The organism is Mammaliicoccus sp. H-M34 (genome assembly GCF_022386495.1).
GTDB classification, from domain to species: Bacteria; Bacillota; Bacilli; order Staphylococcales; family Staphylococcaceae; genus Mammaliicoccus; species Mammaliicoccus fleurettii.
This window is the reverse complement of sequence record NZ_JAJNIK010000009.1, coordinates 65,985-82,141: the sequence shown is the minus strand read 5'-3', so window position 1 is coordinate 82,141 and position 16,157 is coordinate 65,985. Positions and strand designations below refer to the sequence as shown.

Here is a 16,157-nt window from a genome sequence, read left to right as displayed (position 1 = left end):
AAAATAAAATATTTACAAAAGAGCAGTACATTAGGGATTCTCAATTGTTAATCACAACGGTGTACAACTATTTATATAACATTTGTGATTAACGTTTGTACAACTCTTTGATGTGCTGTGTTAAGTTATATTTAACAACAAAGGAGGGATTCAAAATACAGAAGGAAAACTTTAATATCATTTCAGAAATGATTAAAAACCCAAAAATTAAAGGTAAAGACTTAGAATCAATGTTTAACATTTCTCGCAGACAACTAGGATATAGGATTCAAAAGTTAAATGACTGGTTTAAAGAACAAGATTATCCGGAAATCGAACGAACTAGCCAAGGTTATTTTATCGTTGATGACAGAATTAAAGAATTTCTAAATGTTCCAAACGAATCCACCTATCAAGAAAATGAGCAGATATACACTTCTTACCAACGCGCGCATCTCATTTTGTTGATGTTGTTTAGTGAAGAAGAAGGACTTTCATTAAATCACTTTTCAATAGATTTAGAAGTTAGTAAAAATACTATTTTGAATGATATTAAAAAGTTGAAAGAACTTCTCAAACCTTATGAAGTTAATCTTCAGTATAGTCGTACAAATGGTTACTACTTAGTTGGTGATGAGTTTGAAATACGTCGCCTTCTTATGAGGCTAGTCGATAAAGCATTCACATTGCAAATTTCTCAGTCTGATATTGTAAATGGTTTAAAGGTTGAAGAAGATAAAATTGATTTAATTAATATCCAAATTTCAAAAATCGAACAATATTTAGATAGAAAATTTATTGATCAAAGTACTCGAACATTACCATATAAACTTTACTTAATTTTACGAAGAATCAAGCACGACAAAATCGTTTCATCATTTTCTATTGGTTATGATGACTTATCTGATACAAAAGAATATCAAGCAACAGAAATACTGACATCAACATATTCAGATATTCCAAGACAAGAGAAATTATTTATAACATTGCAACTACTCGCAACAAGTGTTCAATGGTCAGATATCAGTGATGTTCAACATATTCCAGAGTTAAATAAGGCACTCGAAGAAATGATTGAGCAATTTGAAAAAATTACTTTTATTACTTTTACTGATAGAGAATCTTTAATGAATCAACTGATGCTTCATATGGAACCAGCTTTTTATCGTATTAGATATGAATTATCTGATATAGATGGTTTAGAAAATTCATTGAAAGAAGATTATAAAGAACTCTTTCATCTCGTAAAACTATCATCTAAACCTTTAGAAAAGTTTTTTGGTCACTCATTGCCAGAAAATGAAATTGCTTATTTAACCATTTTAATTGGAGGCAGTTTAAGAAGCCAAGACGAGGAAATCGAACAAAAAGTAAAAGCAGTGGTAGTTTGCACACAAGGTACTTCCATTTCACAGCTGATGCTACAAGAATTACGTAGTGTATTTCCAGAATTCATATTTCTAGATGCTTTGTCGTTACGTGATTTTAATCAATATGAGTTAGATTTTGACATTGTATTTTCTCCAATGCATATCATGACGAATAAACGATTATACATCACTAAAACAATATTAACTGCTCAAGAAAAACACGAATTACGTCAGCATGTGTTTGGACAATTAAACAACACAATAGAAACTGATATACAAGTAGAAAAAATGCTATCAATAATTAGAGAGCATGCAACAGTTCATAATGAATCTGAACTTTCCAAAAAAGTTAAAGAACAATTTGAAGATACGTATGCTTATTCCTCTGTGAAGGCATCAACATTATCGATCAATAGTACTTTGAATTTACAAGATCTGTTACCAACGAATCATATCCGTTTTGTTCATAGTGTTGTTGATGTCGAAGAAGCCATTCGCTTAACAGCCGAACCGCTTGTCAAAATGAAATATATTGATTCTCAATATATAGATAAAATGCATAAAGCTTTCGATGATACTTATATGGTTATCAACCAAAACATCGCAATCCCACATGCAGAAGGAGACCAAGTCGTTCATAGAACATCTATGAGTATGTTGGTATTGGAAGAGCCGCTTGAGTTAAGTACTGGATTCAAAGTTCAAATTTTTGTAGTGATAGCTGCAACAGACAAATTTAAGCATTTGAGACCACTACTTCAATTGAGAGATATGTCTCAAGATAATGATGCAATTCAACAAATTGTTAAAGCAGATTCAAAAAAAGATATATTTGAAATCATTCAACATTTTTCAAAAATAGATTAAATCAAAGGGGTTGCATAAAATGCAAGATTTAAAAATCGATGTCTCAAACGTCATTCTTGATTTAGAGGCAACGACAAATGTGGAAGCATTGAGTAAGTTATCAGAAGTCATGCACCAAAACGGTTATGTCAAAGATACTTACAAAGACGCTGTTATTGAAAGAGAAAAATCATTTGCAACTGGTTTACCAACTGTATATTGTTCCGTTGCAATCCCGCATACCGATATACAACATGTCGAATCAAAATCAATAGGTATTGCAGTTCTAAAAGAAACAGTTCCATTTGTCATTATGGGAGAGCTGGAAGAAACAACAGATGTTAAATTAATTTTCATGTTAGCAATGGATAAAGAAGATGCTCAACTTTCATTATTGCAAAAATTAATGGGCATTTTCCAAAACGATCAATTACTATCGTTCATAGCTAATGCAAAAGATAAACAATCAATTGTAGATGCAATAGACAAAGAACTAAGTGAAGCATAAAAAAATTAAATGGAAGAGTTGATTCTTATATCGACTCAAATTAGGAGGAAATTATTATGAAACAAGTATTAGTAGCATGTGGAGCAGGAATCGCAACATCAACAGTGGTAAATAACGCAATCGAAGAAATGGCTAAAGAACACAATATTAAATTAGATATAAAACAAATTAAAATCACTGAAGTCGGTCCTTATGTTGATACAGCTGATTTATTAGTTACAACAGCAATGACTCAAAAACAATACGATTTTCCAGTAATTAATGCTCGTAACTTCTTAACTGGTATCGGAATTGAAGATACGAAAAAAGAAATTCTAGAAGTATTACAAAGTTAAAACAACTAAATTTAAAATCTAGCATGAGGTTGAAATAAGAATCATGATATTTCATCCTCATTCTTTTAAAAAAGAGGATGGTGTAGAGAATGAATGGTTTCGTAAATTTTATTCAAGCTTTTCTTGATTTAGGTGCAACGGTTATTTTACCGATTGTCATATTCTTATTAGGATTATTCTTCAGACAAAAAGTCGGTGCAGCATTTAGATCTGGTTTAACGATTGGTGTTGCCTTCGTAGGTATTTTCTTAGTAATTGATTTACTTGTTAACAACTTAGGACCTGCTGCACAAGCAATGGTTAAAAACTTAGGCGTTAGCTTAAACGTGATTGATGTAGGTTGGCCAGCAACTTCTTCAATTGCATGGGCTTCTGTTATAGCAGCATTTATTATTCCATTAGGTATCGTAATTAATGTCATTATGTTGTTAACTAAGACGACTAGAACGATGAACGTTGATATTTGGAACTTCTGGCACTATACATTCTGTGGTGCTATGGTTTATGCAATATCTGGTAGCATTTGGCAGTCACTAGTTGCTGCTGCATTATTCCAAATCGTCTGCTTAAAAGTAGCTGACTGGACTGCTCCAATGATGAGCAAATTCTATGATTTACCAGGTGTATCAATTGCAACTGGTAGTACGATTTCTTATGTACCTGGTATTTTCTTAGTTAAAGGACTTCAAAAAATCCCTGGTATCAACAAATTAAACGCTGATCCAGACACTATTCAAAAAAGATTTGGTGCTTTTGGTGAATCTATCTTCGTAGGTCTTGTACTTGGTTTAGCAATCGGTTTATTAGCTGGATACAATGCTGGAGATGTTATCAACTTAGGTATGTCTATGGCGGCAGTTATGGTATTAATGCCTCGTATGGTTAAGATTCTTATGGAAGGTTTAATGCCTGTATCTGAATCAGCACGTACTTGGTTAAACAAACGTTTCGGAGACCGCGAAATTTACATTGGTTTAGATGCTGCTGTAGCTTTAGGACACCCTGCAGTTATTTCAACAGCATTAATCTTAGTTCCAATCACTGTGTTATTAGCAGTTATTTTACCAGGTAACCAAGTATTACCTTTTGGTGACTTAGCAACTATTCCATTTATCGTAGCATTCATAGTAGGAGCAGCACGTGGTAACATCATTCACTCTGTTATTGTCGGTACAATTATGATTGCTATCTCACTATACATTGCAACTGATATAGCACCTATTTTCACAAGTATGGCTGACGGTACAAACGTTAAAATGCCATCAGGATCATCACAAATCTCAAGTCTTGACCAAGGTGGTAACATCTTAAACTATATTATCTTCAAGTTCTTTGATTTGTTCAACTAACATTAAGGGGATGACATTACATGAAAGCATTAGTAAAAACAGCACCAGGATTTGGCAACTTAGAAGTGTTAGATAGAGAAATTCCAGAACCAGAAGAAAACGAAGTGAAAATAAAAGTTCATTACGCAGGTATTTGTGGTACTGATGTTCACACTTATGAAGGACACTATAATGTTAACTTTCCAGTAACGCTTGGCCATGAGTTCTCAGGTGAAATCGTGACTGTTGGAGAAAATGTTCAAGATTTCGAAATTGGTGATCGCGTTACTTCTGAAACTACTTATTACATTTGTGGAGAATGTGAATATTGTCAAACAGGTGATTATAACTTATGCAATCATCGAAAAGGTTTAGGTACACAACAAAATGGTGGATTTACTCAATATCTTGTTGCAAGAGCTGCAAGTGTTCATAAATTACCAGATAACGTATCTTATAAAGCTGCTTCTATGACTGAACCTTTAGCATGTGCACACCATGCAGTATCAAAAATTGATATTAATCAAGGTGATACTGTTGTAGTCATGGGTCCTGGACCAATCGGATTACTTGTAGCACAAGTGGTTAAAAGTAAAGGCGGTAAAGTTGTTATTACTGGATTAGATAATGATAAAGCACGTTTAAATAAAGCTGAAGAACTTAATTTAGATCATGTAGTAAACATTCAACATACAGATTTAAAAGAATATGTAAACAACATAACGAATAACTATGGTGCAGACGTTGTATTAGAATGTTCAGGTGCAGTACCCGCAGCCAAACAAGGACTTGATTTATTACGTAAAAAAGGACGATACGTTCAAGTAGGTATTTTTAAAGATGCTGAAATTCCTTTTGATTTAGAAAAAATCGTTCAAAAAGAAATTAGAGTTGTCGGTAGTAGAAGTCAGAAACCTGCCGATTGGGAACCATCGTTACAACTCATGAGTACAGGTCAAGTTGATGCAGAAGCGCTTGTTACAGCTGAACTTGATATTACAGAGTGGGATGAAGGTTACAATCACATTAAAGGTGGCGAAGGGATTAAAGTATTACTACGCCCTATCGAATAAATAAATTATCTTTTATAGATAAAAAAGGAGAATGTTGATTATGGTAGAACACATGTTAGATTTTATGCTTGGACCGATGAGAGGTATTACAGGATTCTATATGGATAACTTATTATTTTGTAATAGCGCTGTTTTTGTAAGTTATTTTGGAGCAAAACTTTTCAAGAAAAAGAAAGTCACTTCAGAACAAACATCATAACAAGTAAGAATAGAGGGGAGGATATCATTATTGAAAGCCCTAAATTTATACGATATTGAAGATTTAAGATTTGAAGAAACAACAAAGCCAGAACTTGAATCACCTGATGATGTCATTATTAAAGTTAAAGCAACCGGCATATGTGGGTCAGATACATCACGCTATAAAAAGCTTGGACCATATAAAGAAGGTATGACATTTGGTCATGAATTTTCTGGTGTAGTTGAACAAATAGGCAATGATGTCACAGACTTAAATATAGGAGATACTGTAACAGGTTGTCCCGCTATCGTCTGTCATAAATGTCATTACTGTGAAAAAGGCGAATATTCCAGATGTGAAAATTTATATGTAATAGGCTCATATGAACCAGGTTGTTTCGCAGAGTATGTTAAATTGCCAGCTAGTAATGTACTAAAACTCCCAGATAATGTAGATTTAGATACTGCAGCAATGGTTGAACCGTCTGCAGTTGTCGCACACGGATTCTATCGTACACGTATGAAACCTGGTGCAACAGTAGCAATTATGGGATGTGGTAGTATAGGCTTACTAGCTATACAATGGGCGAAAATATTCGGTGCTGCAAAAATCATAGCCATAGATATCGATAATCATAAACTAGACATTGCAAAAGAACTAGGAGCAGATTATACAATCAATTCAAAAGAAGAAAACTTAGATGATGCTATCTTAGCTATACCAGATAAAATAGATGTTGCCGTTGAATCAGCAGGATCTCCATTCACAATAGGACAAGTATTAACCTTACCAACTAAAGGTGGAGAAGTCTTATTATTAGGCATCCCTTATTCTGATATAGAAATTAAACGACAACACTTTGAGAAAATATTACGAAACGAACTAAACGTAATAGGATCATGGAACGGTCTATCCGCACCCTTCCCAGGAGAAGAATGGACAGCAACATTACACTATATGTCCACTGGAGAAATCAATGTAGATCCCATCATTTCAGATAGACTCGATTTAGAAAAAGGACCAGAAACATTTTATAACTTAGTAAATAGAAAGCAACATTATGACAAAGTAATCTTTCATCCATAAATAAACATGACCATAAATCAATAATACCTTAAGAAAAAACAGGGGCACGCCATGCGCGCCCCTGTTTTTAATGTTCGACGTCAGCTCCCAATGTTGCTAGTCTGGCTCATCTTGCAATGTTCGATGCCTCAATGTTGCTAGTCAGCCTCATCTTGCAATGTTCGAAGCTTCAATGTTGCTAGTCTGGCTCATCTTGCAATGTTCGAAGCCCCAATGTTGCTAGTCAGCCTCATCTTGCAATGTTCAGGGCCTCAATGTTGCTAGTCTGGCTCATCTTGCAATGTTCGAAGCTCCAATGTTGCTAGTCAGCCTCATCTTGCAATGTTCAGGGCCTCAATGTTGCTAGTCTGACTCATCTTGCAATGTTCAATGCCTCAATGTTGCTAGTCAGCCTCATCTTGCAATGTTCAATGACTATCTTATCTATTTTTTTTGGGTTTTATAATATCTTTTTGGATTCTTTTTTGTACTACTAAAATACTTATCACATACTCTTCTTATAGTATATCTATTCCCTGCTCCACACCATTCTTGGGCTTCTGATAAAATAAATGCTTCCCCTTTACACATATAGAGTTCTAACAAATTAAATAAATAAACATTTTGTCGTATGTCTTTGAAATCACATAATCTACATTTCAAGTATTTCTTGTGGTCTTCTATTTCAATCGTATTCAATCTCTTACATTTCGGGCATTTCAAACCTGGTCTTAAACAAGACATTGGGACTTTTTTAATATTCTTATAAATATGTGAAAAGTCCCTATGCTCCCGTTGAAACATATTTAAGATATTTGCATTTTCTAAAGAATTTTCATTTTTGAGCATATATTTAAGTTTATGTAATTCTGTTGGTAATAAGATATTGAAATGATTAGGTATAGTACCTTTTAAAGTGAATTTGTGGTTTGTAAAAATAAGATAAGAATGCAAGGGTTTGTGAATATTCATGTGGGATATTAAGTAATTTAATTCATGATTGGCTCGCCGTAATTGCTGAAAAGGGGTATAAAACATATTTCCAAATCTGTTTATAAGCTGTTCATCTTTAATAGTATAATCTCCAGAATAATGTTTAACCTCAAAGTGACATATAGCATCGTCCGTTACAATTAAAAAATCAATTTGAACACGGTTTTTGTGGCTTATGTGAAAATCATATAAATAATGAAGATCAGGATATTCATCTAGAATACGTTTGATAAAAGTTTCTCCCTCCAAACCTTTAATATAATTTCTTGTATCTTCATCAAGTCTATCCTGAATAATACGATTTTTAAGAGCTAATAAATAAGTTTGACTGTTCATCGATGCACCTCCGAATTTCTTTACAATTATTATAGAGAATACCCATGAAAAGATAAACTAAAATACTAAAGTTTCACTATCTATTACATCAGTACTATTTAACCATTTTATTTCATCTAAATGATATGCTACCCAATCGAGCATTTACAATACATCCATCTAAAGATACAATACACTCAATAGTTATACTTGAAAGGGCGTTTTATATGACATTTTTATCTATGACCATTTATGCTATAGTTTCGAGCTTCACACCTGGACCAAATAATATTATGTCTTTATATTATTCTAAACAAACTGGTCTACGAGGTACAATCAAATTTTGTATTGGTGTTGCACTGGGATTCTTTCTATTACTTCTCGTTTCAAATTTCTTTAGTAATGCTTTATATCACGTCTTCCCAAAAGTACAACTATATATGAAAATTTTCGGGGCAATTTATTTACTTTATTTAGCATACAAAATTGGAACAAGCAAAGGTACTGACGCTCAATCGTTTAGTAGCAGATACAATAATATTAAATTTGGTATGTTGTTACAGTTCATAAATCCTAAAGGTGTGATTTATGCATTAAGTGTTGTGGCTGCATTTATAACACCGAACTTTGAACATTTCTCCGTCCAAATTATCTTAATTACATATTTAGCACTGATCGGGTTCCTTTCCTCTTTCAGTTGGAGTGTCTTTGGTTCAATCTTTAAAAAGTTTATCAATGAACATGAATTAGCATTTAATATTATAATGGCACTTCTTCTCGTCTATACTGCCATCTCCATTCTCTTTACATAAAAACAACCCCCTAATCCACATTCCATGGTTTAGGGGGTGTTTTGTATTAACTATTTTGATCATTTCTTATTACATATGCATCCAAAAGTATTCTAGATAAAACTTGTAAAGGCAACCTCGACCTAACTTCATATTCAGGTAAATAATTTTTATCAGATTTAAATCCCAATAAAATTATATCGCATAGTTCATATAGTCTACCTTCCTTATTTGTTGTTAAACAAATTGTTTTAACATTTAAGTTTTTACAATATTCAGCAGCTTCCACAAGCTCTTCTGTTTCACCGTTCAAAGAAATAAATATTACCAAATCATCTTTTGTAAATGTTTTTGATTTTATTCGAATTATATTTGGATCATTATGTTCTTCAGTATATTTATTTAGTAATTGCAGTTTAATTGTCATTTCATTTGATATATGTTCAGAAAATCCTCTTGCAAATATAGTAACTTTTTTACTGTATTTAATTGCCGATATAGCGTCCTCAATTATAGAAGATTGAATATATCTAATAGTCTTATCAACTTCTTCTTTATTTTTAATAATCGCAGTTTGAATTTGACTATCAATATATTCTACTTGTTCCAATGATTTAGGATTGGTATTAGAAATCTCTAATGCAATTTGAAACTTAAAATCTGTAAATCCACTGTATTCTAATTTTTTCATACACCTTACTATCGTTGAAGTAGATACATTAGCATCTTCGCTCAATTTAATAATTGAAAGATTTACCATATCAAGATAATTTTTTTCTATATATTTAATTAAGTATTTATCACTATCGCTTAACTTATTATAAAAATATTGTACGCGTTGCTGAAAATTCATGTTTACTCTCCTTTTGTAAATATTTTCACTTTATTTTTACTATATCATATAAAGTGTAAACATTTTCATTTGTGTGCATGCCATAATCATTATTAAGAAAGGATGATTTCTTATGATATACACATGTACATTAAACACCGCAATTGATATGTTCGTTCATATGAATGATTTTAAACCTGATTATGTAAATAGAAGTATTTATGATGAATTTCAACCTAATGGAAAAGGTGTTAACATATCTGTAATTTTAAGTAAATTAGGTACTCCGAACATTGCAACAGGATTTGTAGGTGGATTTAGTGGAAAATTCGTCAAAGATGAATTAGAAAAAATGAATATTCAAACAGATTTTATTGAAGTAGAAGGTAACACTAGAATTAATGTATTTCTTAAATCAAATCAAGGTGAATATAAAATTGTTAATTCCGGACCAATCATTAAGAAAAATGAAATAAATTCACTATTATCAAAAATAAAGAATTTGAATAGCAATGATATTCTTTTCGTTTCTGGAAGTCTTCCCAAGGGACTTGATGGTGAAATTTTATTAACAATTGCAAAACTATCTAAATCAATAGGATTTAAATTGATTATTGATACAAGCCATCCTATTTTAAAAGAAATCATCAAATATAAACCATTTTTAATCAAACCAAATGAAGAAGAATTACAAAACCTATTTCCAGATCATGATCTAAATTCTGATAAAGACATTGCATTTGTATCGAATTTACTTATTAAAGAAGGTTGTCAAAATGTAATAGTATCTGTTGGAGGAAATGGAGCATATTTTTTCAATAAATATTGTAGTTATTATTGTACAGCTCCAAAAGGTGAAGTTATAAATACAGCTGGAGCTGGAGATACAATTTTAGCAACATATTACCATACTTTTCAAGAGACTTTAGATGAAGCAACTGCTCTAAAAAGAGCTGTTGCTGCCGGTTCTTCTACAGCATTCAAATCAGGACTCACTGACTTTAGCGATACTGAAAAACTATTTAAAGAGAGTCAAATTTCAACATTAAACGTTACTAAACAGGGGTGATATTTATGAAATATCAATTTTTAGGAGTTACAGGATGTCCAACGGGAATAGCACATACTTTCATGGCAGCTGAAGCACTAGAAAATGCTGCTAAAAGTAAAAATGTCACTATTAAAGTGGAAACACATGGACAAAGAGGAACTGAAAATGAATTTAGTGAAAAAGAAATTGATGAAGCTGAAGTCATCATTATTGCAGCTGATAAGAATGTAAATATCGATAGATTTAAAGGTAAAAAAGTTATTAATGTTTCAGTTTCAAAAGGTATAAAGCAAGCAAACCAGTTAATTGATCAAGCTATTTCTGGTGATGTGGCAATTTATCAATCTAATAATAATCACTTAGATAATTCTGAACAACAAGAAAATAGTTCTTCTAATTTATGGCATAAAATATATGTTCATCTAATGAATGGTGTTTCTCATATGCTTCCATTTGTAGTAGCAGGAGGTGTTATGACTGCTATATCATTCATGTTTGGCATATACTCCGCCGATCCAAAATCTGATCAATATAATGTAATTGCTGAACAAATGAATACAATAGGCGGTATTGCTATGGGGCTGATGGTTCCTATACTTAGTGCTTATATAGCACAATCAATAGCCAATCGGCCTGGCCTAGTTATAGGGTTTATTGTCGGTATGATAGCTGATACGAATGGTACAGGATTTCTAGGAGGTATTGCAGGAGGTTTCTTAGCTGGTACCATCGTATTATTATTACAAAAATCTCTAAAAAACTTACCTAAATCATTAGATGGTTTGAAAGCAATATTTTTATTACCTGTTTTGGGTATTTTTATTGCAGGTTTTATAATGTGGTATTTATCAATACCTATGGAATTTATAAATAAAGGTATGATGGACTTTTTAGCAGGTTTTCAAAACTCAAATCCAATAATTTTAGGTTTAATCGTTGGTATAATGTGTGCATTTGATATGGGTGGACCAGTAAATAAAGCAGCATATGTAACAGGTACTGCTCTATTAGCACAAGGTAACCACTTATTTATGGCTGGAGTATCAGCTGCATGTATAGTTCCTCCATTAGCAACTGGTTTCTCAGTTATACTCTCTAGAAAATATTACAGCCAATCTGAAGCAAGTGCTGGATTTGTCAATTTTTTACTCGGTTCAACACATATCACCGAAGGGGCAATACCATTTGCTGCTAAACGACCATTTATTATTATACCGATACTTATGGTGGGCTCATCTATAGCTGCAATACTCACATATATGTTGAAAGTAGAAGTTCCAGCTCCTCACGGCGGATTTATAGTATTGCCTGTGGTAACTCATCCTATTTTTTGGGTAGTATCAATAATTATTGGTGCGCTTGTTGCGGGAATATTAATGTCAATTGAACAAAGAAGACATGTGACTAAAAATAATGAGTCGGATGTACAGTCTAAAATTAAACCTACCAACAACATAGTAGACAGTGAACAAGTTTTCTTAAATAAATCTTTCAACAATAAAGATAATGCTTTAGAGTTTATTGCCAAGCAATCAGTTAAAACAAATATTTCAGACAATTTTAATTCAGTCTTTTCAGGCTTAAAAAGACGTGAGTCTGAAAGTAGTACTGGAATGGAAAATGGTATAGCTATACCTCATGTATCAGATAAATCGATTAGTAAAGCAAGTCTTATTGTAATTAAAATGGATAATGAAATTGAATGGCCATCTTTAGATGAGAAACCTACTAATTTCTTGATAAGTATATTAGTGCCAGAAAATAATAGTGAAGATCATTTGAACATTTTAGCTAACCTATCAAGAAAATTAATGGACAATGATTTTACAAATCAATTAATATCTTCAGATTCAAAAGAAGAAATCGTAAATCTATTGAGTGGAGTGAACAAGAAATGAAATCCTTAAAAAAACTAACTAACAATAAAGGTGTTATTACTGCATTAGCTATAGACCAAAGAGGTGCTTTAAAAAGAATGATGGGAGAAAATATTTCAAATACAGAAATATCTAATTTTAAAGAGTTAGTATCACATGAATTAACACCATATGCATCATCTATATTATTAGATCCTGAATTTGGTACAGATGCAGCTAATACAAAAGATTCAAATTGTGGTTTGATAATGGCATATGAAAAAACAGGTTATGACAAAAAAACACCAGGAAGATTTCCTGACTTAATTCCAAATTGTTCAGTTAAAAACTTGAAATCGAAAGGTACAGATGCTATCAAACTTCTCATCTATGTAGACATTAATGAGTCAGAAGAAATAAATAGTCAAAAAGAAGCTTTTGTAGAAAGAGTTGGTAGTGAATGTGCATCAGAATCATTACCATTTTTCCTAGAAATTTTAACATATGATGACTCAATTGGTGATGAAAAAGGTAAAGAATTCGCTAAGGTAAAGCCGTATAAAGTGATTAATGCCATGCGTCTTTATAGCGAATCTAGATTTAATGTAGATGTACTAAAGGTAGAGATTCCTGTTAATATGAAATTTGTAGAGGGATATACTAAGAATGAATATGTTTATACAAAAGAGGAAGCTGCTGAATTCTTTTTGGAGCAATCTAATGTTACCAACTTACCATTTATATTCTTAAGTGCAGGTGTTACATCACAATTATTTCTTGATACATTAAACTTCGCATATAAGTCAGGATCTAAGTTTAATGGTGTATTATGTGGAAGAGCCACTTGGAGTGATGCTGCAAAAGCATATGTAGAAGATGGTATTATATCCTCAAGAAATCAACTGAAATCAACCTGTAAAAATAATATACAAGAATTAAATAAATTAGTTGGAGAAATTGCTACACCTATATAAGCCATCTCCATTCTCTTCACATAAAAACAACCCCCTAATCCACATTCCATGGTTTAGGGGGATTTGTATTAACTATTTTGTTTTGAGAATGCTTTTCCGATTGCGTCTAGTTTTTCTGGTGCGTCTGAAGCAGTCATTTTTACTTCGATGAAATGCATTTGATTTGGTTCATTGTTAATTTGTAAAAATACATTTTCCAAGTCTGCAGATGTTTCTACGTCATGTATTGCTACTTTATCTTTACCACCAAACACTACTGGCAATAACTTGTAATCCCACATTTGAATATCATTATATGGTTGGTGTTCGCCGTGGATTTTACGTTCTACTGTATATCCGTCGTTATTAATTACAAAAATAACAGGTTTAAGATCTTCTCTAATCATAGTTGAAATGTCTTGTGCAGTTAGTTGTAATGAACCATCTCCAATTAATAAGATGTTTCTTCTATATAAATTAGACATTTGCGTTCCAATTGTTGCTGGTAATGTAAACCCGATTGAACCCCATAATGGTTGTCCAATAAATGTATTATCTTTATATAGATTCAAATCGTACGCACCGAAGAATGAAGTTCCTTGTTCTGCTAATATGATGTCGTCTAGACCGATAAAGTCTTGCATCATTTTAAAATATGTTTCTTGTGTTAATGGTTCATTATTAGGTGTATATTGACCTTTTTCCTCACGAATATTTTCCGGGAAATTCGCATCGTTCTTATATTCAATATTAAGTAAGCCATTTACAAGATTAGATAATGTAAATTCTGATGCTACAGTATCATTCAATTTGAAGTCTTGATGATTAATCATAACAACATCATCAATATCAAAACCATATGAATATCCAGCTGTCGCTGAGTCTGTTAATTTAGCACCTATATTTAAGATCGCATCACTGTTATCTACATAATTTCTAATGTTTTCTTCAGCAATACTCCCATCATAAATACCCATATAATATGGACTTTCTTCATTAAAAGCACCTTTACCTAAAGATAATTGAGCTACTGGTATTTCAGATTGTTGTACAAATTGTTCTAATTTATCGTGTAATTTAAAGCTATTAATTTCGTGTCCTGTAATGATGACAGGTTGTTTAGCTGTTTTTAATTTTTGTTCGATCATTTCTATATATTTAGATACATCTTGTTTCACTGCTTCAGCTGGTTTAAATGCTTCTACTACATCTATTTCAGACTGTGCAACATCAATTGGTAAATGAAGATGAACTGGTCTTTTTTCAGCAATTGCTGCATTAATTAATCTTGGTATTTCAGTTTGAGCATTTTCAACAGTAATATAACCTTGAGCAGTAGTAATTTCTTTGAACATTTTTCGGTAGTTATCAAACTTACCTTCTCCTAATGAGTGGTGAACATATTTTCCTGCTTCTTCAACAACTGTCGTTGGTGCACCAGTAATAGCCACAACCGGTACGCGTTCTGCATAAGATCCAGCAATCCCATTTACTGCACTTAATTCTCCAACACCAAATGTCGTAACCATTGCACTTATACCATTCATTCTTGCATATCCGTCAGCGGCATAACTTGCATTTAACTCGTTAGTATTACCAACCCACTCCATATCATCTCTGCTAACAATGTCATCTAAAAATGCTAAATTAAAATCTCCAGGTACCCCAAATACCTTTTCAACACCAACAGTGCTTAATGCATCCATTAAATATTCCCCAACACGTTTTTTCATAACCTTGTCCCCTTTTCTATATATAGCAGTTATTTAGGTCAATAAACTTGACCTATTAGCGTAAAAAAATAACACCTAAATTCATTATCAAATGTTTAATAATATCCTTAACAATTATTATTATATGCTTACTTATAAATTAAGTCAACTTCATTGACCTAAAAATGAATTTTTTAATCCTATCCTTTATAATAGATGAAAAGGAGTCGACACAATGGATAATAAAAATAATTATGACCATATGCTTTTTTACTTCGCATACAAAACATTTATAAATACAGCTGATGATATTATAAAAAATCACGGCATGAGCAGACAGCACCATAGATTCTTATTCTTTATAGATCAAATGCCCGGCATCACTATGAAAGATTTATTAGATACATTAGAAATTTCAAAACAAGCATCACACGCATCACTCAAGAAACTAAAAGAAAAAGGTTTAATCAGATATGTAGATTCAGATAACGATAGAAGAGTAAAACAACTGTATCCAACTAAAGAAGGCAGTGAACTCGTTCATACTTTAAACAAAGCACAAAACGAACTATTACAACAAACATTTGAAGAAGCAGGTACAGACTGGCACGATATTATGGAACACTTAGCAAGTAAGAAAAGCGGCTTTAAAAATGTTAAATCAATAAAACCAGCTGAATAAAAAAGTATTAAAAAGACTGCCAACTAAGTCAGTGACCAAGTTGGCAGTCTTTTTTTATATAATTATTCACCTACTCTTCTTTACTAAAAGTACTATTTATAACTAAGCATATGAAAAATAATGAAATAACGACAACGAAACTATATGGCATTTGGTCTAAATAAAACCAACTTAAATGCATATCTGTAAATTGGTTAAGTTGTTGAATAACGAATCTTGTTAATAATAGCCCTGATAATAAAAATATTAAAATACGTATTATTTTTTTAGCCATTTCTATCATCGTG

At 32.1% G+C, this 16,157-nt stretch carries 16 protein-coding genes; 12 read left to right on the top strand and 4 right to left on the bottom strand.

Annotation, left to right across the window (positions count from 1 at the left end):
• Positions 1-110: 110 nt before the first annotated feature.
• The 7 genes from LQ608_RS10780 to LQ608_RS10750 all read left to right on the top strand — a co-directional run bounded on the left by LQ608_RS10780 (position 111) and on the right by LQ608_RS10750 (position 6,706).
• Positions 111-2,216: a BglG family transcription antiterminator gene (locus LQ608_RS10780; RefSeq protein WP_239751854.1), complete on the top strand. Its 2,106-nt coding sequence runs from the start codon at positions 111-113 to the stop codon at positions 2,214-2,216.
• Between the two features lie 19 nt (positions 2,217-2,235).
• Positions 2,236-2,703: a PTS sugar transporter subunit IIA gene (locus LQ608_RS10775; RefSeq protein WP_208143524.1), complete on the top strand. Its 468-nt coding sequence runs from the start codon at positions 2,236-2,238 to the stop codon at positions 2,701-2,703.
• 56 nt (positions 2,704-2,759) lie between these two features.
• Complete coding sequence (locus tag LQ608_RS10770; protein ID WP_078357873.1) at positions 2,760-3,038, top strand: PTS sugar transporter subunit IIB; 279 nt, start codon at positions 2,760-2,762, stop codon at positions 3,036-3,038.
• A gap of 89 nt (positions 3,039-3,127) precedes the next feature.
• Positions 3,128-4,387 carry a PTS galactitol transporter subunit IIC gene (locus tag LQ608_RS10765; RefSeq protein WP_239751851.1) on the top strand — a complete coding sequence of 420 codons (1,260 nt, stop codon included), beginning with the start codon at positions 3,128-3,130 and terminating at the stop codon, positions 4,385-4,387.
• Between the two features lie 20 nt (positions 4,388-4,407).
• Complete coding sequence (locus tag LQ608_RS10760) at positions 4,408-5,439, top strand: zinc-binding dehydrogenase (protein ID WP_107509788.1); 1,032 nt, start codon at positions 4,408-4,410, stop codon at positions 5,437-5,439.
• A gap of 40 nt (positions 5,440-5,479) precedes the next feature.
• Complete coding sequence (locus LQ608_RS10755; protein WP_088369002.1) at positions 5,480-5,638, top strand: hypothetical protein; 159 nt, start codon at positions 5,480-5,482, stop codon at positions 5,636-5,638.
• Between the two features lie 30 nt (positions 5,639-5,668).
• Complete coding sequence (locus tag LQ608_RS10750; protein WP_239751850.1) at positions 5,669-6,706, top strand: galactitol-1-phosphate 5-dehydrogenase; 1,038 nt, start codon at positions 5,669-5,671, stop codon at positions 6,704-6,706.
• A gap of 423 nt (positions 6,707-7,129) precedes the next feature.
• Here LQ608_RS10750 and LQ608_RS10745 read toward each other — a convergent pair whose 3' ends face one another.
• Positions 7,130-8,014, bottom strand: coding sequence for a nuclease-related domain-containing protein (locus tag LQ608_RS10745; RefSeq protein ID WP_239751849.1), 885 nt, complete (start codon positions 8,012-8,014; stop codon positions 7,130-7,132).
• 206 nt (positions 8,015-8,220) lie between these two features.
• On the opposite strand from LQ608_RS10745, the gene LQ608_RS10740 reads away from it, so the two are divergent.
• Complete coding sequence (locus LQ608_RS10740) at positions 8,221-8,805, top strand: LysE family translocator (protein WP_115337060.1); 585 nt, start codon at positions 8,221-8,223, stop codon at positions 8,803-8,805.
• A 46-nt stretch (positions 8,806-8,851) separates the two neighbouring features.
• Here the strand turns inward: LQ608_RS10740 and LQ608_RS10735 are convergent, their stop codons facing one another.
• Positions 8,852-9,637, bottom strand: a complete 786-nt coding sequence (locus LQ608_RS10735; protein ID WP_239751847.1) for a MurR/RpiR family transcriptional regulator — start codon at positions 9,635-9,637, stop codon at positions 8,852-8,854.
• Positions 9,638-9,749: 112 nt separating this feature from the next.
• Between LQ608_RS10735 and pfkB the strand changes: the two genes are divergently transcribed.
• From pfkB to LQ608_RS10720, 3 genes are read left to right on the top strand one after another with little or no spacing between them, the layout of a single operon-like run.
• Positions 9,750-10,685, top strand: coding sequence for a 1-phosphofructokinase (pfkB, locus tag LQ608_RS10730; protein WP_239751845.1), 936 nt, complete (start codon positions 9,750-9,752; stop codon positions 10,683-10,685).
• Between the two features lie 5 nt (positions 10,686-10,690).
• The gene (locus LQ608_RS10725) at positions 10,691-12,565 is read left to right on the top strand and encodes a fructose-specific PTS transporter subunit EIIC (protein WP_239751843.1); all 1,875 of its coding nucleotides are present in this window, start codon (positions 10,691-10,693) and stop codon (positions 12,563-12,565) included.
• Complete coding sequence (locus tag LQ608_RS10720) at positions 12,541-13,497, top strand: tagatose 1,6-diphosphate aldolase (RefSeq protein ID WP_239751882.1); 957 nt, start codon at positions 12,541-12,543, stop codon at positions 13,495-13,497. Before LQ608_RS10725 ends, LQ608_RS10720 begins: the two co-directional genes overlap by 25 nt.
• A gap of 68 nt (positions 13,498-13,565) precedes the next feature.
• Here the strand turns inward: LQ608_RS10720 and LQ608_RS10715 are convergent, their stop codons facing one another.
• Positions 13,566-15,209 carry an alpha-keto acid decarboxylase family protein gene (locus LQ608_RS10715; protein WP_239751841.1) on the bottom strand — a complete coding sequence of 548 codons (1,644 nt, stop codon included), beginning with the start codon at positions 15,207-15,209 and terminating at the stop codon, positions 13,566-13,568.
• A gap of 214 nt (positions 15,210-15,423) precedes the next feature.
• Between LQ608_RS10715 and LQ608_RS10710 the strand changes: the two genes are divergently transcribed.
• Positions 15,424-15,870, top strand: a complete 447-nt coding sequence (locus tag LQ608_RS10710) for a MarR family winged helix-turn-helix transcriptional regulator (RefSeq protein WP_239734554.1) — start codon at positions 15,424-15,426, stop codon at positions 15,868-15,870.
• Positions 15,871-15,940: 70 nt separating this feature from the next.
• Here LQ608_RS10710 and LQ608_RS10705 read toward each other — a convergent pair whose 3' ends face one another.
• Complete coding sequence (locus LQ608_RS10705) at positions 15,941-16,153, bottom strand: hypothetical protein (RefSeq protein ID WP_239751839.1); 213 nt, start codon at positions 16,151-16,153, stop codon at positions 15,941-15,943.
• Positions 16,154-16,157: the final 4 nt, after the last annotated feature.